Here is a 19,311-nt window from a genome sequence, read left to right as displayed (position 1 = left end):
CGTCTCGTGTGTCGTGGGTCCGGGATGAGGACCCAGGCCCCTCCCGGCCTGCTGCACACAGCGCTGTCGCTTCTGGTCCGGGCCCGCTAGAAGGGTGTGTGGCAGCGGGCGACCGAACCCTAAACCTTCGCACAGTATCTATGACAGCCCGGGGTACCGCGCCGTCCGAGACGTCACAGTCTCGTGAGGATTGCGCGCGGCACGCGTTTCGCCGGGGTGTGCGGGTCAGACGCGGGGCAGGGACTCGACCCCGATACCGCCCTCGACCGCCAGGATCCGGTGCAGTCGGGTGGCGACCAGGAGGCGCTGCATCTGCGGCGGTACGTCGCGCAGCACCAGGCGGCGGCCGCAGCGGCCGGCCCGGCGGTGCACCCCCATGATCACCCCGAGTCCTGTGGCGTCCCAGGAATCCAGCTCGGACAGGTCGAGCACCAGGTCGCCGGCTCCGTCGTCGACGGCCGAGTGCAGGACCGTACGGGCGTCCGCCGCGCTGCGGACGTCGAGGCGGCCCCCGACGACCAGCTCGGCGTGGTCGCCCCTGATGTACATATGCGCTCCCCGTGAGTGCGTGTAGTACTCCACGAATGTGATGTCCAGTGATGACACCTCTGACTGCGTTCTGCGGTCGGAGGTTGCCGTCCGTAAGCGAACCGATACCGAATTCACCCCCTCGTGTGAAACGCGAGGGGCTTGTGCGGTTTCAGTGCTTGTAGAAGCCCTGCCCGCTCTTGCGTCCGATGTCACCGGCGTCCACCATCCGGCGCATCAGCTCCGGCGGGGCGAACTTCTCGTCCTGGGACTCGGTGTAGATGTTGCTGGTGGCGTGCAGCAGGATGTCGACGCCGGTGAGGTCCGCCGTGGCGAGCGGGCCCATGGCATGACCGAAGCCCAGCTTGCAGGCGAGGTCGATGTCCTCGGCGGTCGCGACACCCGACTCGTAGAGCTTGGTCGCCTCGACGACGAGGGCGGAGATGAGACGGGTGGTCACGAAGCCCGCCACGTCCCGGTTCACGACGATGCACGTCTTGCCGACGGATTCGGCGAACTCCCGCGCGGTGGCGAGGGTTTCGTCGCTCGTCTTGTAGCCGCGGACCAGTTCGACGAGCTGCATCATCGGGACCGGTGAGAAGAAGTGCACGCCGACGACGCGTTCCGGGTGGTCGGTGGCCGCCGCGATCTTGGTGATCGGGATCGCGGAGGTGTTGGAGGCGAGCACGGCGTCCGGGCGCACGATCTTGTCGAGCGCGCGGAAGATCTCGTGCTTGACCTCCAGCTTCTCGAAGACGGCCTCGACGACGATGTCGGCGTCGGCCGCGGCGTCCAGATCGGTGGTCGCGGTGATCCGGGCGAGGGCGGCGTCGGCGTCGTGCGCCTCCAGTTTGCCCTTGCTCACGAACTTGTCGTACGAAGCCTTGATACCGTCGGTGCCGCGCTTCAGCGCCTCGTCGGTGACGTCCCTGAGGACCACGTCCCAGCCCGCCTGGGCGGAGACCTGGGCGATGCCGGAACCCATCAAGCCGGCGCCGATGACGGCAAGCTTCCGTGCCACTGTTGCGACTCCCCTTTGAAACGCCTTACAGCCTGTTGAGGTTGCCTCTTCGGCGGACCCTAGCGTTCGTGAGGGGCTGTGTGACCGCTTAGTAATGCGCGTCACGTCTCATCTGACGGACATCACACCGGTAGCTGTCACGAGTGGTCTCGTACGGCGTAGTTGAGCACCCTTTCGCTCAACAACTCCTCCATGTCGTCGAGAAGCGCGAGTGTCTCTCGTGATACTTCGTCCGGTTCGCGCCCTGCGACCATCTCGCGCCCGATACTGCCCATGACCGTCTGGTGGATCCAGTTGATCTGACCGGCGATCAGGGCGGGCAGCGGATCGCCGGGCGCTGCGTCCGTCTCCTCGCGCAGGGTCGTCTCCAGGTTCTCCTGGACCTCCTGCTGGATGCTCCACAGCCGGGAGCGGAGCGGGGGTGCGTCGTGGATGACCCGCATGAAGCGGTCGTAGCCCGACATCAGGCCGACCCTGGGTGAGACCGCCTCGACCTCGTCGCGCAGTTCCCTGAGGACGGCCGCGGCCGCCGACTCCCCGACGTCCCGGCCGCGCACCCAGCGCGAGAGCCGGTCGACGACGCCCTTGCTGCGGTCGAGGAAGAGGTCCTCCTTGGTCGGGAAGTAGTTGTAGACGGTGTTCACGGACACGTCGGCGGCGTCCGCCACCTCCGCGATCGTCACCGTGACGAAGCCGTGCTCCAGGAACAGCCCCGTGGCGATGTCCGAGATCCGCTGCCTGGTCTCGCGCTTCTTGCGCTCCCTGAGCCCCTCTGCCATGGGTCGAATGCTAGCTTCGTGGGCCGTCTGAAATTTTGGGGCCATTGCAAACTTTAAGAGACTCTGTTTTTCTTGGCCCATGCCCATCATCAGTACGGCCTCGCTCGCCCGTACCTTCCAGACCCGGCGTGGCCCCGTGGAAGCCGTGCGCGGCATCGATCTGACGGTCCACGAGGGCGAGATCCTCGGCTTCCTCGGCCCGAACGGCGCCGGGAAGACCACCACGCTCCGGATGCTCACCACCCTGCTCGAACCCACCGGCGGCGCGGCCACGGTCGCAGGCCACGACCTCGCGACCGACGCCGCCGGGGTGCGCCGGGTGTGCGGGTACGTGGCCCAGTCGGGCGGGGTGGACCCGCAGATCTCCGTGCGGGAGGAGTTGGTCACCCAGGGCCGCCTGTACCGCCTGACGAAGGATCAGGCAGCCGCACGTGCCGAAGAGCTGGCGCGCGACCTCGATCTCACCGAGCTGCTCGACCGCAGGTGCGGGGCGCTCTCCGGAGGCCGGCGCCGCCGCCTCGACATCGCGCTGGCGCTCACGCACCGCCCGAAGGTGCTGTTCCTCGACGAGCCGACCACCGGTCTCGATCCCGCCGGCCGCGCCGACCTGTGGGACCTGGTCCGGCGGCTGCGCGACGAGTACGGCACGACCGTCTTCCTCACCACGCACTACCTCGACGAGGCCGACGCCCTCTCCGACCGCCTGGTGATCGTCGACATGGGCGTGGTCGTGACCGAGGGCACGCCGAGCGCCCTGAAACTGCGGTACGGCGGCTCGATCGACGCCTCGCTCCAGGACACCTTCCTCGCGATCACCGGCCGCGGTCCAGCCCCGGCCGACGCCACCCCCGTAGCCGTATAAGCCATAGCCGCATAGGAAAGCCATGCTTCTTCACGACACCTCGATCGTCTACGGCCGCTATCTGCGCCAGTCCCTGCGCTCCCGCTTCGCCCTGCTGTTCGGTGTGCTGATGCCGCTGCTGTATCTGGTGTTCTTCGGACCGCTGCTCACCGGTCTCCCGCTCGGCGGGCGCGGCAGCTCCTGGCAGGTGCTGGTGCCCGGACTGCTGCTCCAGCTGGGGCTGTTCGGGGCGCTGTTCTCGGGCTTCGTCATCATCCTTGAGCAGGGCCAGGGCGTGGTCGAGCGGATGCGGGTCACCCCCGTCAGCCGGCTCGCCCTGCTGCTGGGCAGGGTGCTGCGCGACGCCACGGTGTTCGTCTTCCAGGCGGTGCTGCTGGTCGTGGCCGCGGTGGCGATGGGACTGCGGGCTCCGCTGGCCGGGATCCTGATCGGCTTCGCGTTCGTCGGGCTGCTGACCGCGTCACTGGCCTCCCTGTCGTACGCGCTGGCGATGAAGGTGCGCACCCCGCAGGAGTTCGGCCCGCTGGTCAACGCGGTCAGCATGCCGTCCATGCTGCTGTCCGGCCTGATGCTCCCGATGACCCTGGGGCCGGCCTGGCTGGACGTCCTGTCGCACTTCATGCCGCTGCGCTATCTGGTGGACGCCATGCGGGACGCGTACGTCGGCTCGTACGCCACGGCCCACATGCTCTACGGCATCCTGGTCGCCCTCGGATTCACGGCGCTGGCCGTGACGGTCGGCACACGCGTGTTCCGGACGGCCGGGGCATAACTACGCTGGCCTCATGGTCAATCTGACGCGCATCTACACCAGGACCGGCGACCAGGGCAGCACCGCCCTCGGCGACATGAGCCGGGTCGCCAAGACCGACCTGCGGATCTCCGCGTACGCGGACGCCAACGAGGCGAACGCCGTGATCGGCACGGCGATCGCCCTGGGCGGGCTGGAGGAGGAGATCGTCACGGTCCTCACCCGCGTCCAGAACGACCTGTTCGACGTCGGGGCCGATCTATCGACCCCCGTCGTCGAGAACCCGCAGTTCCCGCCCCTGCGGGTCGAGCAGTTCTACGTCGACAAGCTGGAGGCGGACTGCGACCGCTTCAACGAGCGGCTGGAGAAGCTGCGGTCCTTCATCCTCCCCGGCGGCACCCCGGGCGCGGCCCTGCTCCACCAGGCCTGCACGGTCGTACGCCGGGCCGAGCGCTCGACGTGGGCGGCCCTGGAGGTGCACGGCGACCACATGAACCCGCTGACGGCGACCTACCTGAACCGGCTGTCGGACCTGCTGTTCATCCTGGCGCGGACGGCCAACAAGGACGTCGGAGACGTGCTGTGGGTGCCGGGCGGGGAGCGCTGAGCGGACGGGGCAGCGCCCCGAAGGGGCGCGGGGCTCTGTCGATTTGCGGCTCCGCCGCGTGCGCGCGACCAGCCACGATGGCGCTGCAGACGAACGCGGCGCATCCAGCGGAGCTCTAAGGCTCCCGCTTGGGGAACAGGGTGTAGCTGCCGGCGATCACGACATTGATGCCGATCAGCCACAGCATGCGCTGCTGCCACGCGCGCAGTGAGTCGCTCTGGCCGTAGCCGACATACCAGACCGCCGCCTGTAGCAGGACAACGGCGACCACCGCGGCCAGGATCCAGCGGCCCGCGACCTTCCACTCGTGGACGGCGCGGGCCGTGCCGTACCGCGGTGGCCGCACCGGCGGCGGGCCGCCCGCGAACCGGTGGGCGACCCGGGCGTCCGCCCATCTGATCGTCGAGTGGCCGAGGCCCACCGTGAAGCCGATGTAGACGGCGGCCAGGCCGTGCTTCCAGTCGGGTTCGGCACCGTTCCTGAGGTCGATCGCGGTGACCGCGAACAGCACGAGCTCCAGCAAGGGCTCGCACAGCAGCAGGGCCAGCCCGACCCGCGGCATGCGCAGCCCGTAGCGGAAGGTCAGTCCGGCGGCGAGCAGCACCCAGAAGGCCACCTCGCACGCGACGATCAGTCCGACGATCACGACCGCTCCCTTCGTCTCCCCTCCAGGCTCCCGGCGGCGGCCGTCCCTTTCGTCGTCGGCGTTGACGAGACCGCCGTACATCGAAAGATGCAGTCCAGGACCGTTCCCGGGAATCAGGCGCGGCGCGGCGACGGCGTGTTGGATGGAGTCATGGCTCTCCCCCGCCCGCACCGCTTCGACGTGTACATCGCGGCCGGCGGGCTGCTCGGCGGCCTGTTGCTGGTGGGCATCGGTCTGGGCACCCGCCCGTCCAGCGACCCGATGACGCTCTTCGACGGTCCCTGGCCGGTCCTGGTGCCGCTCACCGTGCTGGCCGGCTGCGAGCTGCTGCGCCGCACGGCCCCTCGCGCGGCCCTGCTCACCGCCACGGTCGCGATCTGCGCCGACCTCGCGACCCAGGGCAGCATCGCCTCGGTCCTGATGTTCACCGACGTCGTCTACGCGGCCGTGCTGTACGGCCCGCTCGCCTCGGCCCGCCGCATCCAGTGGATCACCGGTCTGCTCACCGTGGCCGGAACGCTGGTGCCTTTCGCGGTGTGGCGGGAGCCGGAGGCGCTGCTGATCGGAGTGGTCGTCGGGGTCGTGGCGTACGGGCCCGCCGCCACCGGCTGGATCGTGCGCAACCACCGTGACGCCGCCGAGGCCGCGCGACTGCGCGCCGAACAGACCGCGCTGCTGGCCGAGATGGACCGCAGCCAGGCGGTCACGGCCGAACGGGCGCGGATGGCAAGGGAGTTGCACGACATGGTCGCCAACCACCTGTCCGCGATCGCCATCCACTCCACGGCCGCGCTGTCGATCGACGAACCGGCCACCTCCCGGCAGGCGCTGACCGTCATCAGGGAGAACAGCGTGGCGGGCCTCGCCGAGATGCGACGCCTGATCGGCATCCTGCGCGACGCCGGCGGCGACACCGAGCCCGCCGCCTCCCCCACCCTGGACGGCCTCGCCGCGCTGGTCGACGGCGCCCGCGCCAACGGTCTCGACGTGGACCTCGACACCGGCGATCACGGCAGGGTTCCCGCACCGGTCGAGCTCGCCGCCTACCGCATCGTCCAGGAGTCCCTGACCAACGCCCTCAAGCACGCCTGCCCCGGCCGGGTCACCGTCACCCTCGGCCGACGGGACGGTCTGCTCGACGTCCGGGTGACCAGCCCCTACGGCCGTCGGGACGGCCCGCGCGCCCCCGGTTCCGGCGCCGGGCTGACCGGGATGCGGGAGCGGGCCGCGCTGCTCGGCGGCACGTTCCGGGCCGGACCGCAGGGCACGCTGTGGACCGTACGCGCCACGCTCCCCGTGCCCGAAGGAGAATCCGAATGATCCGTGTCCTCGTCGCCGAGGACCAGTCCGCCGTACGCGCCGGGCTCGTCCTCATCCTGCGCAGCGCACCCGACATCGAGGTGGTCGGCGAGGCGGCCGACGGGGAGCAAGCGGTGCAGCGCGCGCGGGAGTTGAGGCCCGACCTGGTGCTGATGGATATTCAGATGCCCCGCCTGGACGGGGTGTCGGCGACCCGGACGGTCGTCGGGGAGGGGCTCGCCGACGTCCTCGTGCTGACCACGTTCGACCTCGACGAGTACGTGTTCGGGGCGCTGCGCGCGGGCGCGTCCGGATTCCTGCTCAAGAACACCGAGGCCAGGGATCTGCTGGAAGCGGTGCGGACCGTGGCGCGTGGGGAGGGACTGATCGCGCCCGCCGTCACCCGCCGTCTGATCGCCGAGTTCGCCGCCGGGCCCACGCGGGAACCGACCGCCGATCCCGCCGTCCTCGACGCCCTCACGCGCAGGGAGCGCGAGGTGCTCTCCTGTCTCGGCGAAGGACTGTCCAACGCGGACATCGCGAGGCGCCTGGACATGGCGGAGGCGACGGTGAAGACGCACGTCAGCCGTCTGCTGGGAAAGCTGGAGCTGCGCAGCCGGGTGCAAGCGGCCGTACTCGCGCAGGAGTTGGGGGTTTAGAACGAGCCGCACATGACGGTGGTCCAGACCTATTGACCTGTGGTCCAGACCTTTCTATTCTCGCGGCACCGTGGGCGTGAGGCTCAGTCACGCCCCAACTCCCCGCTTGAAAGAGGAGGCGCACGATGCGCTTCAGACACAGAGCCGCGGCAGGCCTCGCTACGCTCCTGCTCCCCTTCGCCGGCCTGGTCGGCCTCGCGAGCCCCGCCCAGGCCGCGACCTCCGCCACCGCGACCTACGCCAAGACCCAGGACTGGGGAACCGGCTTCGAAGGCAAGTGGACCGTCAAGAACACCGGCGACACCACCATCAGCTCCTGGACCGTCGAGTGGGACTACCCCTCCGGCACCTCCGTCACCTCCGCCTGGGACGCCGACGTCACCTCCTCCGGCACCCACTGGACCGCCAAGAACAAGTCCTGGAACGGCACCCTGACCCCCGGCGCCTCCGTCTCCTTCGGCTTCAACGGCGCCGGCAGCGGCTCCCCCGCCAACTGCAAGCTGAACGGCGGCAGTTGTGACGGCGGCTCCACTCCGGGCGACGCGGCCCCGTCCGCCCCCGGAACCCCCACCGCGTCCGGCATCACCAACACCTCGGTCAAGCTGGCCTGGAGTGCCGCCACCGACGACAAGGGCGTCAAGAACTACGACGTACTGCGCGACGGCGCCAAGGTGGCCACCGTGACGACCACCTCGTACACGGACACCGGGCTGACCGCCGGCACCGACTACTCCTACACCGTGCGGGCCCGTGACACCGCCGACCAGACCGGCCCGGCGAGCGGCGCCGTCGCCGTGCACACCACCGGCGGCACCACCGACCCGCCGCCCACCGGCTCCAAGGTCAAGCTCGGCTACTTCACCGAGTGGGGCGTCTACGGCCGCAATTACCACGTCAAGAACCTGGTGACCTCCGGCTCCGCCTCGAAGATCACGCACATCAACTACGCGTTCGGCAACGTCAAGGACGGCAAGTGCGTCGTCGACGACACCTACGCCGCCTACGACAAGGCGTACACCGCCGACCAGTCCGTCAGCGGCACCGCCGACACCTGGGACCAGCCGCTGCGCGGGAACTTCAACCAGCTGCGTGAGCTGAAGGCCAAGTACCCGAACATCAAGGTCCTCTACTCCTTCGGCGGCTGGACCTACTCAGGCGGCTTCGCGCAGGCCGCGGCCAACCCGGCCGCCTTCGCCGCCTCCTGCAAGTCGGTCATCGAGGACCCGCGCTGGGCGGACGTCTTCGACGGCATCGACATCGACTGGGAGTACCCGAACGCCTGCGGCCTGACCTGCGACACCAGCGGGGCCGCCGCCTTCAAGAACCTGATGTCGGCGCTGCGTTCGGAGTTCGGCTCGAACTACCTGGTCACCGCGGCCATCACCGCCGACGGCACCTCCGGCGGCAAGATCGACGCGGCCGACTACGGCGGCGCCTCCCAGTACATCGACTGGTACAACGTGATGACGTACGACTACTTCGGCGCCTTCGACGCGGACGGCCCGACCGCCCCGCACTCCCCGCTCACCTCGTACGCAGGCATCCCGGTCGCCGGCTTCGACTCCGCCGACGCGATCGCCAAGCTGAAGTCGAAGGGCGTGGCCTCGAAGAAGCTGCTGCTCGGCATCGGCTTCTACGGCCGCGGCTGGACCGGCGTCACCCAGGCCGCCCCCGGCGGCTCGGCCACCGGACCGGCGCCCGGCACCTACGAGCAGGGCATCGAGGACTACAAGGTCCTCAAGACGTCCTGCCCCACCACCGGCACCATCGCGGGCACCGCGTACGCCTACTGCGGCACCAACTGGTGGTCCTACGACACCCCCGCCACGATCGCCGGGAAGATGACGTGGGCCAAGAACCAGGGTCTGGGCGGCGCGTTCTTCTGGGAGTTCAGCGGTGACACCGCGGGCGGTGAGCTGGTGAGCGCCATCAACAGCGGACTGTCATAACGGAACCACCCGAAAGAGCTCTAGGCGACGTTGACGCGCTGTCCGGGCGGGGCTGCCTCAAGCCACGCGAGAAACCCGGTCAGCGCGTCTTCGCTCATGGCGAGTTCGAGACGCGTGCCCCGGTGCAGACAGGTCAGGACGATGTGGTCGGAGAGCAGCGCCAGCTCCTCCTCGCCCTCGGGGAGACGACGCCCCGCGACCTCGATCGAGGCGCGCTCCAGAACCCGGCGCGGGCGGTAGGCGTAGGAGAAGACGCGGTACCACTCGATGCGGTCGCCGTTGTAGCGGGCGACCCCGTAGCTCCAGCCCTTGCCGCTGGTGTCGGTCTTCTCCGGAACGTCCCAGCGCAGGGAACAGTCGAAGGTGCCGCCGGAGCGCTGGATGAGTCTGCGGCGCAGACCGAAGACGAACAGCCCCAGCACCACCAGGGCCACCACGATTCCGCACACAGTCAGAGCGAGGACCATCGACACCGACCTCCTCGTCTCCTAGGTACCTTCGATAGGTAACGGAACGGAAAAAACATCCAGATCTGCCTCAGCCGCGACCGGCACCGGATCACTCCGGTCCCAGCCGCGGCTGAGTGACGTCATCGCGTGAGGCGCTGGTTCAGCTCGCCGCCGCCGCACGCAGTCGTACATCGGCGCGACGCTCGGCGGCGGCATCGCCCTCCGCCTTGGCGCGCTCCAGCTCCCGCTCCGTACGCTGGACGTCGATCTCGTCCGACAGCTCGGCGATCTCGGCCAGCAGCGACAGCTTGTTGTCCGCGAACGAGATGAAACCGCCGTGCACCGCGGCGACGACCGTCTCACCGTCACTCGTACGAATGGTCACCGGGCCCGACTCCAGCACACCGAGCAGCGGCTGGTGACCGGGCATGACGCCGATGTCGCCGGACGTGGTGCGCGCGACGACAAGGGTGGCCTCGCCGGACCAGACCTCTCGGTCGGCCGCGACCAGCGCGACGTGCAGCTCAGCAGCCAAGGTGGCTCCTCGGGTCACCACCCGACTCTCATCGCCGGGTGTCATTGGCAAGTCTAGTGGGGCGCCGAGCATCAAAGTGTCGGGGCCCACCCCGGAAGGCGGCCGGGGGTCCGGGGGTTGTCCCCCAGAGGATGCAGCAGTGGGCGTGAATGAGGGGGCGGGACGCGCCCCGCCCCCTCAGGTGTGAACCACAGGGTTCACTTCGAACTCAGGGAGTTCAGGAGACGCCGAGCTCCTTGGCGTTGGCCTTCAGGTCCTCGATGCCACCGCACAGGAAGAACGCCTGCTCCGGGAAGTGGTCGTAGTCACCGTCGATGATCGCGTTGAAGGCCACGATCGACTCGTCCAGCGGGACGTCCGACCCGTCGACGCCGGTGAACTGCTTGGCGACGTGGGTGTTCTGGGACAGGAAGCGCTCCACGCGACGGGCACGCTGGACGACCAGCTTGTCCTCCTCGCCGAGCTCGTCGATGCCGAGGATGGCGATGATGTCCTGGAGGTCCTTGTACTTCTGCAGGACCCCCTTGACCCGCATGGCGGTGTTGTAGTGGTCCGCCGCGATGTAGCGCGGGTCCAGGATCCGGGAGGTGGAGTCCAGCGGGTCCACGGCCGGGTAGATGCCCTTCTCGGAGATCGGACGGGAAAGAACCGTCGTCGCGTCGAGGTGGGCGAACGTGGTGGCCGGGGCCGGGTCGGTCAGGTCGTCCGCGGGGACGTAGATCGCCTGCATCGAGGTGATCGAGTGACCGCGGGTCGAGGTGATGCGCTCCTGGAGGAGACCCATCTCGTCGGCCAGGTTCGGCTGGTAGCCCACCGCGGAGGGCATACGGCCGAGCAGGGTCGAGACCTCGGAACCGGCCTGCGTGAAGCGGAAGATGTTGTCGATGAAGAACAGCACGTCCTGCTTCTGCACATCGCGGAAGTACTCCGCCATGGTCAGACCGGCCAGGGCCACGCGCAGACGGGTGCCCGGGGGCTCGTCCATCTGGCCGAAGACCAGGGCGGTCTTGTCGATGACGCCGGACTCCGCCATCTCCTCGATGAGGTCGTTGCCCTCACGGGTGCGCTCGCCGACACCGGCGAACACGGAGACACCGTCGTGGTTGTTGGCGACGCGGTAGATCATCTCCTGGATGAGCACCGTCTTGCCGACGCCGGCACCACCGAACAGACCGATCTTTCCACCCTTGACGTACGGGGTGAGAAGGTCGATGACCTTGACGCCGGTCTCGAACATCTCGGTCTTCGACTCGAGCTCGTCGAAGTTCGGGGCCTTGCGGTGGATGCCCCAGCGCTCGCCCGTGTACTTCTCGTCGCTGTTCAGCACCTCACCGAGGGTGTTGAACACCTTGCCCTTGGTGAAGTCGCCGACCGGCACGCTGATGGAGGCGCCGGTGTCGGTGACCGCGGCCTGACGGACCAGGCCGTCGGTGGGCTGCATGGAGATGGTGCGGACCAGGCCGTCACCCAGGTGCTGGGCGACCTCCAGGGTCAGCGTCTTCTTCGCGCCGTCCAGGGCCGGGTCGGCCACCTCGACGTGAAGGGCGTTGTAAATCTCCGGCATGGCGTCGACGGGGAATTCCACGTCGACGACCGGGCCGATGACCCGGGCGACGCGGCCCGTGGCAACGGCCGTCTCAACTGTCGTCGTCATTACCTGTCACTCCCCGCGGTCGCGTCGGCCAGGGCTGCGGAGCCACCGACGATCTCGCTGATTTCCTGGGTGATTTCGGCCTGGCGGGCCGCGTTGGCAAGTCGGGAGAGGCTGGTGATCAGGTCTCCCGCGTTGTCGGTGGCCGACTTCATCGCGCGGCGCGTGGCGGCGTGCTTGGAAGCGGCCGACTGGAGCAGCGCGTTGTAGATACGGCTTTCGACGTACCGCGGCAGCAGGGCGTCGAGGACGTCCTCCGCCGAGGGCTCGAAGTCGTACAGCGGAAGGATCTCGCCCTTGGGGGCAGCCTCTTTCGCTACCTCTTCGAGGCTGAGCGGAAGCAGTCGGTCATCGAGCGCCGACTGCGTCATCATCGAGACGAACTCGGTGAAGACGATGTGGAGTTCGTCCACGCCGCCCTTGTCCGTGTCCTTCTCGATGGCCTCGATCAGCGGCGCCGCGACCTTCTTGGCGTCCGCGTAGGTGGGCTCGTCGGTGAAGCCCGACCACGACTCCACGACCTTGCGCTCGCGGAAGTTGTAGTGGGCCAGACCACGGCGGCCGACGATGTACGTGTCGACCTCCTTGCCCTCGGCCTCGAGCCGCTCCGTCAGCCGCTCCGCCACCTTGATGGCGTTGGAGTTGAAGGCACCGGCGAGACCACGGTCGCTCGACAGGAGCAGCACCGCGGACCGCACGACCGTCTCGGCCTGCGTGGTCAGCGGGTGCTTCGTGTTCGAGCCGGTACCGACCGCCGTGACCGCACGCGTCAGTTCCTGCGCGTACGGCGTGGAGGCCGCCACCTTGCGCTGCGCCTTGACGACGCGCGAGGCGGCGATCATCTCCATCGCCTTGGTGATCTTCTTGGTCGCGGTGACGGATCGGATGCGACGCTTGTAGACCCGGAGCTGGGCTCCCATGAGTCAGGTCCCTTCCGTGGTCACTTGGCCGTGGCGGCCGGCGCGTCTTCGCCGAGAAGCTTGCCGTCCGAGGTCTCGAACTGCTTCTTGAAGTCCGCGATGCCGTCGGCGATGGCGGTGAGCGTGTCGTCCGACATCTTGCCGCCCTCCTTGATGGAGGTCATGAGGCCCTGCTCCTTGCGGTGCAGGTACTCCAGGAGCTCCTTCTCGAAGCGGCGGATGTCGCCCACCGGGACCTCGTCCATCTTGCCGGTGGTGGCTGCCCACACGGAGACGACCTGGTCCTCGGTGGCCATCGGCTGGTACTGAGGCTGCTTGAGCAGCTCGACCAGACGCTGACCGCGCTCCAGCTGCGCCTTCGACGCGGCGTCCAGGTCGGAACCGAAGGCGGCGAACGCCTCCAGCTCACGGTACTGGGCGAGGTCCAGACGCAGACGGCCGGAGACCTGCTTCATCGCCTTGTGCTGCGCGGAACCACCGACTCGGGAGACGGAGATACCGACGTTCAGCGCGGGACGCTGACCGGCGTTGAAGAGGTCCGACTCCAGGAAGCACTGGCCGTCGGTGATGGAGATGACGTTGGTCGGGATGAACGCCGAGACGTCGTTGGCCTTCGTCTCGACGATCGGCAGACCGGTCATCGAGCCGGCACCCAGCTCGTCGGAGAGCTTCGCGCAGCGCTCAAGGAGACGGGAGTGCAGGTAGAAGACGTCACCCGGGTAGGCCTCACGGCCCGGCGGGCGGCGCAGCAGCAGGGACACGGCGCGGTAGGCGTCGGCCTGCTTGGAGAGGTCGTCGAAGATGATGAGGACGTGCTTGCCCTCGTACATCCACTGCTGGCCGATGGCCGAACCGGTGTACGGCGCCAGGTACTTGAAGCCGGCCGGGTCGGACGCCGGAGCGGCGACGATGGTCGTGTACTCCAGCGCGCCGGCCTCTTCGAGGGCGCCACGCACGGAGGCGATGGTCGAGCCCTTCTGACCGATGGCGACGTAGACGCAGCGGACCTGCTTCTTCGGGTCGCCCGTGCGCCAGTTGTCACGCTGGTTGATGATCGTGTCGACGGCCAGGGCGGTCTTGCCGGTCTGACGGTCACCGATGACCAGCTGACGCTGGCCACGGCCGATCGGGGTCATGGCGTCGACGGCCTTGTAGCCGGTCTCCATCGGCTCGTGCACCGACTTACGGGCCATGACACCGGGGGCCTGCAGCTCAAGGGCGCGTCGGCCGCTGGTCTCGATCTCGCCGAGGCCGTCGATCGGGTTGCCGAGCGGGTCGACGACGCGGCCGAGGTAGCCCTCGCCGACGGCCACGGAGAGGACCTCACCGGTACGGGTGACCGGCTGGCCCTCCTCGATGCCGCTGAACTCACCGAGGACGACGGCGCCGATCTCGCGCTCTTCCAGGTTGAGCGCGAGGCCGAGGGTGCCGTCCTCGAACTTCAGCAGTTCGTTGGCCATGGCCGAGGGCAGACCCTCGACCTTCGCGATGCCGTCGCCGGCAAGGGTGACCGTACCGACCTCCTCGCGCGAGGCCGCGTCCGGCTTGTACGACTGGACGAAGGTCTCCAGTGCGTCCCGGATCTCCTCCGGCCGGATCGTGAGCTCCGCCATCTGGGTTCCCTGCTCTCCTTGTTGGGCCCGAAGTTTCACTTTGGGGGTCTGGGGGCGACCCCCAGGATTCTTCATGTACGGCCCAACCAGGGCCGTCGTAAGTACGTACTGCTGTGAAGTTGCTGCTAGCCCGCCACGCGGCGGCCGGCGTCCTCGATGCGGTCCGCGATCGAGCCGTTGATGACCTCGTCACCGACCTGCACCCGGATCCCGCCCAGGACCTCGGGGTCCACGTCGAGGTTGAGGTGCATCGTGCGGCCGTAGAGCTTCGCGAGGGCGGCGCCCAGGCGCTGCTTCTGCGACGCGCTCAGCACGACCGCTGAGGTGACGACGGCGACCATGCGGTCCCGGCGCTCGGCGGCGAGCTTGGACAGGGACTCCAGTCCCGCTTCCAGGCTACGTCCCCGCGGCGCGGTCACAAGGCGCGTCACCAGACGCTCGGTCGTCACGTCGGCCCGGCCGCCGAGCAGGCTGCGCAGCAGCTCGCCCTTGGCCGACACCTTCGCGGCGCGGTTGGTCAGTGCGGCGCGCAGCTCGGTGTTCGAGGAGACGATCCGGCCGAACCGGAACAGTTCGTCCTCGACGTTGTCGAGCGCGCCCCGCTGCTGCGCGGCGGTGAGGTCCGCGACGTTCGCCAGTTCCTCCAGGGCGTCCGTCAGGTCACGCGACTGCGACCAGCGGGAGCGCACCAGACCGGACACCAGGTCGGTGGTTGTCCCGCCGACCTGGCCGCCGAGCAGGCGCTGGGCCAGTTCGGCCTTGGCCTCGCCGGGCTGCGCCGGGTCGGTCAGGACCCGACGCAGGGACACCTCGCGGTGGAGCAGCGCGGTGACGGCGGCCAGCTCGTCGGCGAGCTTCGCCGCGTCGGCGGACGTGGAGTCCGTCAGCGCGTCGAGACGCTCGCGGGCGGCGGCCAGTGCCTCGCGGCTCGCTCCGTTCATCGCGCGGCCTCGGCCTTCTCCTCAAGATCTTCGAGGAAACGGTCGATCACGCGGCTCTGCCGGGCGTGGTCCTCGAGGGACTCGCCGACGAGCTTGCCGGCCAGGTCGGTGGCGAGCTTGCCCACGTCCTGGCGCAGCGCGGAGGAAGCGGACTTGCGGTCGGCCTCGATCTGCGCGTGACCGGCGGCGACGATCTCCTCGCGCTGCCGCTGGCCTTCCGCGCGCATCTCGGCGATGAGCGTGGCGCCCTGCTCCTGCGCCTCCTGGCGCAGACGCGCGGCCTCGTGGCGGGCCTCGGCGAGCTGTGCCTTGTACTGCTCAAGGACGCTCTGGGCCTCGGTCTGCGCGGCCTCGGCCTTCTCGATACCGCCCTCGATGGCCTCGCGACGCTCTTCCAGAACCTTGTTGATGGTCGGGAGGAGCTTCTTGGCGAGGAAGCCGAAGACGATGACGAAGGCGATCAGGCCGATGACAAGCTCCGGCCACGGCGGAATGAGGGGATTCTCCTTCTCCGCCTCGGCCGCCAGCTGAACCAGTGCGTGGTTCACATCAGTGCCTTTCGTCGAATGGGGCTGTCGTGGTGGTTCGTCTTAGTAGACGAACGGCATGACGAGGCCGATGAGGGCCAGCGCCTCACAGAACGCGAAGCCCAGGATCTGGTTGGCGCGGATGAGGCCGGCAGCCTCGGGCTGGCGGGCGAGAGCCTGCGTGCCGTTACCGAAGATGATGCCGACGCCGACGCCCGGGCCGATCGCGGCGAGGCCGTAACCGATGGAGCCGAGGTTGCCGTCGACCGCAGCGAGGGTCTGGAGAGCGGACATGCCGGTTCTTCCTTCTCTTTCAGTGACCGGTGGGGGTTGGCCACCGGATGTCTCTTGGGGTGGTGCGGGGCGGTGCTCAGTGGTGCTCGGCGAGCGCGCCCTGGATGAAGGTGCAGGTCAGGAGGACGAATACGTACGCCTGCACTGCCTGGATGAAGAGCTCGAAGGCCGTCATGATGATGACCATCACGAACGAGACGCCGGAGTAGGCGATGCCGATGCCGTTCAGCATGTACCAGCTGGCGATCGTGAAGAGCAGCAGCAGGGTGTGGCCGGCGAACATGTTGGCGAACAGTCGTACCGCGTGCGTGAACGGACGGACGATCAGGTTCGACGCGAACTCGATGGTCATCGACAGCGGGAGCACCGCGCCCAGCGACTTGTCGTAGCCGGTGAAGTTCTTGAAGGCTCCGACCAGGCCGTGCCTCTTGAAGGTCAGCGAGACCCACAGGATGTAGACGATCGCGGCGAGGACCATCGGGTAGGCGATGATCGAGGTCACCGGGAAGGCGGCGACCGGCACGATCGACCAGAGGTTCATCACCCAGATGAAGAAGAACAGCGAGACGGCGAGCGGGACGTACTTCTCGCCCTCCTTCTTGCCGATCGTCTCGTAGACGATGCCGCGGCGGATGAAGTCGTAGCCGGCCTCGGCCACCATCTGGAGCTTGCCGGGGACGACCTTCGGACGAGCGAAGGCGGCCCAGAAGAAGCCGACGATGATGATCGAGCCGAGCAGTGCCAGCAGCATCGGCTTGTTGAAGTAGAAGGCGTTGCCGTCCGCGTCGCCCAGGAGCGGCTCGAACAGGAACGAGTGGAGGCCCGGAGCGACGGTGTCGAAGCCACACCCGTCGAACAGGTGACAGCTCGTGTCGAAAGCGAGCGTCTGCGTCGGGTCAGCACTCACCGCGGGCTCCTTCATCGTGGCGCATGGAAACGGCAACCTCGTTGTGTCGGCGCGACGCATCGCCGCGATTCGGCACGGGACTGGTGTAACGGATGTGGGGGCGGCAGGGGGGCATCGAGCCTCGCGTTCGAGCAGGCGTCAGCTCGGATGCCCGCGCCCGCGATGCCGCAGTTGGCACCGGACGATAGCAGGGTCTCTCATGCGCATTTATCCCGGCCCTACCTCTCACGACGAGTGCCCCGTTTTTTCGGGCTTGGTGCCCGAATCGGGTTCGACGTAGAGGATCTTGGACTTCATGTGGGCGCGGGTCTGTGCGGCGATCCAGGCGAGGGTGCCGGCGACCAGCGTGAACGCGAAGGCCTTGGGGTGGAAGAGCGTGGTGTTCTTGAACACCGCCAGGAAGACGAACAGCAGCAGGATCTGGGCCGCGTAGAGCATCAGACCCATCGCCTGGAACAGGTGCGGAAGCGATTTGGCAGTGCGCTGCAGGACGTACAGCCCGATGCCCATGAAGAGGATGACGATGACCGTCGCGACGACCGCCCCGACCGCACCCTTGCCTCCGACGACCACACCACTGACGACGGCGGCGATCGCGCCGACGGCCGCCGTGGGCACGGCGGCCTGAGCCAGGATCCGGACGTCGTTGGACGGCATGGCGGCAACTCCGCTTTCGAAAGGGGGGAGGGGTGTCGTCATGGACGAGCGTAGCCCCGGGCTGAGGGTGACTCTCACGCCAATGGACCGTCGCACTACGGTCCTTCGGCTCTGTCCCGGATTCTCGTGAACCGTATCACAAACTATTTGATGCGGTCTTTACCTAGAAGGTGTGCCCGGTGTCACACATGAGAGTGAAGGTGCCCGTCTGTGCGGAATCACGGCCGACTTGTCTGATATAGGGGCGGTTTGTCGCCCTGTTGAACTCCCACGCGTTGGCAATGCTTTAGTCAGATTCTTACCTTGGGCGTCACCGCGACGATTCCGCTGTGCGCCTCTCCGGCACCCGTGAACGGGCGCTCAGCGCGGTCGCACCGTTGACACCGGCCACTCCCACGGCAACCGGAGTGAGCTGGTCCACGTCGACGGGCTCCGGGTCCACGGGTGGCCGGCGGCGGTAGCGCGGCGGTACGACGTGCTGGGCCCACATCGGGGCGCGCGGGGTGAAGCGCGGCAGCAGGAGCAGCACGAGGCCGAGGGCGCTGAGGATCACGACACCGAGCACGATCCACATGGACGCGGAGTTCACGGAGTAGGTGAGCGAGCCGAACGCGATCAGCGCCGCCCAGAAGTACATGATCCACACCGCGCGGCTGTGCGAGTGCCCGACCTCCAGCAGCCGGTGGTGCAGATGCCCGCGGTCGGCGGCGAACGGCGATTGGCCGCGCCAGGTGCGGCGCACGATCGCCAGGATCAGGTCGGCGGCCGGCACCGCGATGATCGTCAGCGGCAGCAGCAGCGGGATGTAGACGGGGACCGTCTGGTGCACGGCCGCCTTCTCGGACCCGGCGAACAGCTTCAGCGCGTCCGGGTCGATCTGGCCGGTGATGGAGATCGCGCCCGCGGCCAGCACCAGGCCGATGAGCATCGAGCCGGAGTCGCCCATGAAGATCCGCGCGGGGTGCATGTTGTGCGGCAGGAAGCCGATGCACATGCCCATCAGGATCGCCGAGAACAGCGTGGCCGGCGCGGCCGCCTCGATGCCGTACGAGTACCAGATCCGGTAGGCGTACAGGAAGAACGCGGCCGCCGCGATGCAGACCATGCCGGCCGCGAGGCCGTCGAGGCCGTCGACGAAGTTCACCGCGTTGATGGTGATGACGACGAGCGCGACCGTCAGCAGGGTGCCCTGCCACTGGGTCAGCGCGACCGAGCCGACGCTGGGGATGGGCAGCCACAGGATCGTCAGACCCTGCATGACCATCACGCCCGCGGCGATCATCTGGCCGCCCAGCTTGATCAGGGCGTCGATCTCGAACTTGTCGTCCAGGACGCCGATCAGCCAGATGAGGGCGGCGCCGGAGAGCAGCGCGCGCGGTTCGTTCGACTTCTCGAAGACCTCGCTGAGGTTGGTCAGGTGGTCGGCGACCAGCAGGCCCGCGCACAGTCCGAAGAACATGGCGATCCCGCCGAGCCGCGGAGTCGGTTCCCGGTGCACGTCACGGGCCCTGATCTCCGGCATCGCTCCGGCAACGATCGCGAACTTCCGTACCGGCCCTGTCAGCAGATACGTCACCGCGGCCGTGATGCAGAGCGTCAGCAGGTATTCACGCACGGGCTTCCCCACAGGTCTCGCTGGCCATCTCAGCACCACACCCTAGCGACGGTCGCATATGGTTGTGGACTTCCGGGTAGAGCCGATGGTTGCACGTGTGC

The 19,311-nt window shown here is 68.3% G+C and carries 21 protein-coding genes; 6 read left to right on the top strand and 15 right to left on the bottom strand.

Features of this window, described 5'->3' with window-relative positions; translation table 11 throughout:
- Positions 1–225 precede the first annotated feature (225 nt).
- The 3 genes from ACZ48Z_RS29575 to ACZ48Z_RS29565 all read right to left on the bottom strand — a co-directional run bounded on the left by ACZ48Z_RS29575 (position 226) and on the right by ACZ48Z_RS29565 (position 2,328).
- Positions 226–549, bottom strand: coding sequence for an STAS domain-containing protein (locus tag ACZ48Z_RS29575; RefSeq protein WP_328750541.1), 324 nt, complete (start codon positions 547–549; stop codon positions 226–228).
- 151 nt (positions 550–700) lie between these two features.
- The gene (locus ACZ48Z_RS29570) at positions 701–1,549 is read right to left on the bottom strand and encodes a 3-hydroxyacyl-CoA dehydrogenase family protein (protein ID WP_468738930.1); all 849 of its coding nucleotides are present in this window, start codon (positions 1,547–1,549) and stop codon (positions 701–703) included.
- A 137-nt stretch (positions 1,550–1,686) separates the two neighbouring features.
- Positions 1,687–2,328, bottom strand: coding sequence for a TetR/AcrR family transcriptional regulator (locus tag ACZ48Z_RS29565; RefSeq protein ID WP_468738929.1), 642 nt, complete (start codon positions 2,326–2,328; stop codon positions 1,687–1,689).
- Positions 2,329–2,407: 79 nt separating this feature from the next.
- Between ACZ48Z_RS29565 and ACZ48Z_RS29560 the strand changes: the two genes are divergently transcribed.
- Genes ACZ48Z_RS29560 through ACZ48Z_RS29550 form a run of 3 tightly spaced genes read left to right on the top strand, consistent with a single transcriptional unit; the run spans position 2,408 to position 4,548 of the window.
- Entirely contained in the window at positions 2,408–3,190 is a 783-nt protein-coding gene (locus ACZ48Z_RS29560) for an ABC transporter ATP-binding protein (RefSeq protein ID WP_468738928.1), read from the top strand.
- A gap of 22 nt (positions 3,191–3,212) precedes the next feature.
- Positions 3,213–3,962 (top strand): ABC transporter permease, encoded by a 750-nt coding sequence (locus ACZ48Z_RS29555; RefSeq protein ID WP_468738927.1) that lies wholly within the window; start codon positions 3,213–3,215, stop codon positions 3,960–3,962.
- A gap of 13 nt (positions 3,963–3,975) precedes the next feature.
- Complete coding sequence (locus ACZ48Z_RS29550) at positions 3,976–4,548, top strand: cob(I)yrinic acid a,c-diamide adenosyltransferase (RefSeq protein ID WP_468738926.1); 573 nt, start codon at positions 3,976–3,978, stop codon at positions 4,546–4,548.
- A gap of 115 nt (positions 4,549–4,663) precedes the next feature.
- Here ACZ48Z_RS29550 and ACZ48Z_RS29545 read toward each other — a convergent pair whose 3' ends face one another.
- Positions 4,664–5,194, bottom strand: coding sequence for a hypothetical protein (locus ACZ48Z_RS29545; RefSeq protein ID WP_468738925.1), 531 nt, complete (start codon positions 5,192–5,194; stop codon positions 4,664–4,666).
- 150 nt (positions 5,195–5,344) lie between these two features.
- Here ACZ48Z_RS29545 and ACZ48Z_RS29540 point away from each other — a divergent pair, with 150 nt between their 5' ends.
- From ACZ48Z_RS29540 to ACZ48Z_RS29530, 3 genes are all read left to right on the top strand, one after another.
- Positions 5,345–6,514 carry a sensor histidine kinase gene (locus ACZ48Z_RS29540; RefSeq protein WP_468738924.1) on the top strand — a complete coding sequence of 390 codons (1,170 nt, stop codon included), beginning with the start codon at positions 5,345–5,347 and terminating at the stop codon, positions 6,512–6,514.
- On the top strand, positions 6,511–7,152 hold the full coding sequence (locus ACZ48Z_RS29535; RefSeq protein ID WP_468738923.1) for a response regulator: 642 nt from the start codon (positions 6,511–6,513) through the stop codon (positions 7,150–7,152). The genes ACZ48Z_RS29540 and ACZ48Z_RS29535 overlap by 4 nt, the downstream gene beginning before the upstream one ends.
- 125 nt (positions 7,153–7,277) lie before the next feature.
- A complete protein-coding gene (locus tag ACZ48Z_RS29530) occupies positions 7,278–9,101 on the top strand; it encodes a glycosyl hydrolase family 18 protein (protein WP_468738922.1) in 1,824 nt (607 codons plus the stop codon).
- 20 nt (positions 9,102–9,121) lie between these two features.
- Here the strand turns inward: ACZ48Z_RS29530 and ACZ48Z_RS29525 are convergent, their stop codons facing one another.
- The 11 genes from ACZ48Z_RS29525 to ACZ48Z_RS29475 form a co-directional block, all read right to left on the bottom strand.
- Entirely contained in the window at positions 9,122–9,568 is a 447-nt protein-coding gene (locus ACZ48Z_RS29525; protein ID WP_468738921.1) for a DUF2550 domain-containing protein, read from the bottom strand.
- Positions 9,569–9,710: 142 nt separating this feature from the next.
- Entirely contained in the window at positions 9,711–10,085 is a 375-nt protein-coding gene (locus ACZ48Z_RS29520) for a F0F1 ATP synthase subunit epsilon (RefSeq protein ID WP_328750529.1), read from the bottom strand.
- A gap of 217 nt (positions 10,086–10,302) precedes the next feature.
- Complete coding sequence (gene atpD, locus ACZ48Z_RS29515; protein ID WP_468738920.1) at positions 10,303–11,739, bottom strand: F0F1 ATP synthase subunit beta; 1,437 nt, start codon at positions 11,737–11,739, stop codon at positions 10,303–10,305.
- On the bottom strand, positions 11,739–12,656 hold the full coding sequence (locus ACZ48Z_RS29510; RefSeq protein ID WP_468738919.1) for a F0F1 ATP synthase subunit gamma: 918 nt from the start codon (positions 12,654–12,656) through the stop codon (positions 11,739–11,741). The genes atpD and ACZ48Z_RS29510 overlap by 1 nt, the downstream gene beginning before the upstream one ends.
- Positions 12,657–12,676: 20 nt before the next feature.
- On the bottom strand, positions 12,677–14,269 hold the full coding sequence (atpA, locus tag ACZ48Z_RS29505; RefSeq protein WP_468738918.1) for a F0F1 ATP synthase subunit alpha: 1,593 nt from the start codon (positions 14,267–14,269) through the stop codon (positions 12,677–12,679).
- Between the two features lie 125 nt (positions 14,270–14,394).
- Entirely contained in the window at positions 14,395–15,210 is an 816-nt protein-coding gene (locus tag ACZ48Z_RS29500; RefSeq protein ID WP_468738917.1) for a F0F1 ATP synthase subunit delta, read from the bottom strand.
- Positions 15,207–15,758, bottom strand: a complete 552-nt coding sequence (locus tag ACZ48Z_RS29495) for a F0F1 ATP synthase subunit B (RefSeq protein ID WP_468738916.1) — start codon at positions 15,756–15,758, stop codon at positions 15,207–15,209. Before ACZ48Z_RS29495 ends, ACZ48Z_RS29500 begins: the two co-directional genes overlap by 4 nt.
- 42 nt (positions 15,759–15,800) lie before the next feature.
- Positions 15,801–16,031 carry an ATP synthase F0 subunit C gene (gene atpE, locus ACZ48Z_RS29490; protein ID WP_103780068.1) on the bottom strand — a complete coding sequence of 77 codons (231 nt, stop codon included), beginning with the start codon at positions 16,029–16,031 and terminating at the stop codon, positions 15,801–15,803.
- Positions 16,032–16,107: 76 nt separating this feature from the next.
- Positions 16,108–16,953, bottom strand: a complete 846-nt coding sequence (gene atpB, locus ACZ48Z_RS29485; protein ID WP_468738915.1) for a F0F1 ATP synthase subunit A — start codon at positions 16,951–16,953, stop codon at positions 16,108–16,110.
- Positions 16,954–17,163: 210 nt separating this feature from the next.
- The gene (locus tag ACZ48Z_RS29480) at positions 17,164–17,595 is read right to left on the bottom strand and encodes a hypothetical protein (RefSeq protein WP_468738914.1); all 432 of its coding nucleotides are present in this window, start codon (positions 17,593–17,595) and stop codon (positions 17,164–17,166) included.
- 310 nt (positions 17,596–17,905) lie between these two features.
- A complete protein-coding gene (locus ACZ48Z_RS29475; protein ID WP_468738913.1) occupies positions 17,906–19,210 on the bottom strand; it encodes an MraY family glycosyltransferase in 1,305 nt (434 codons plus the stop codon).
- Positions 19,211–19,311: the final 101 nt, after the last annotated feature.

Source organism: Streptomyces sp. NPDC031225, from assembly GCF_055570355.1.
The sequence above is the reverse complement of the archived record's forward strand: the minus strand, read 5'-3'. Positions and strand labels throughout refer to the sequence as shown.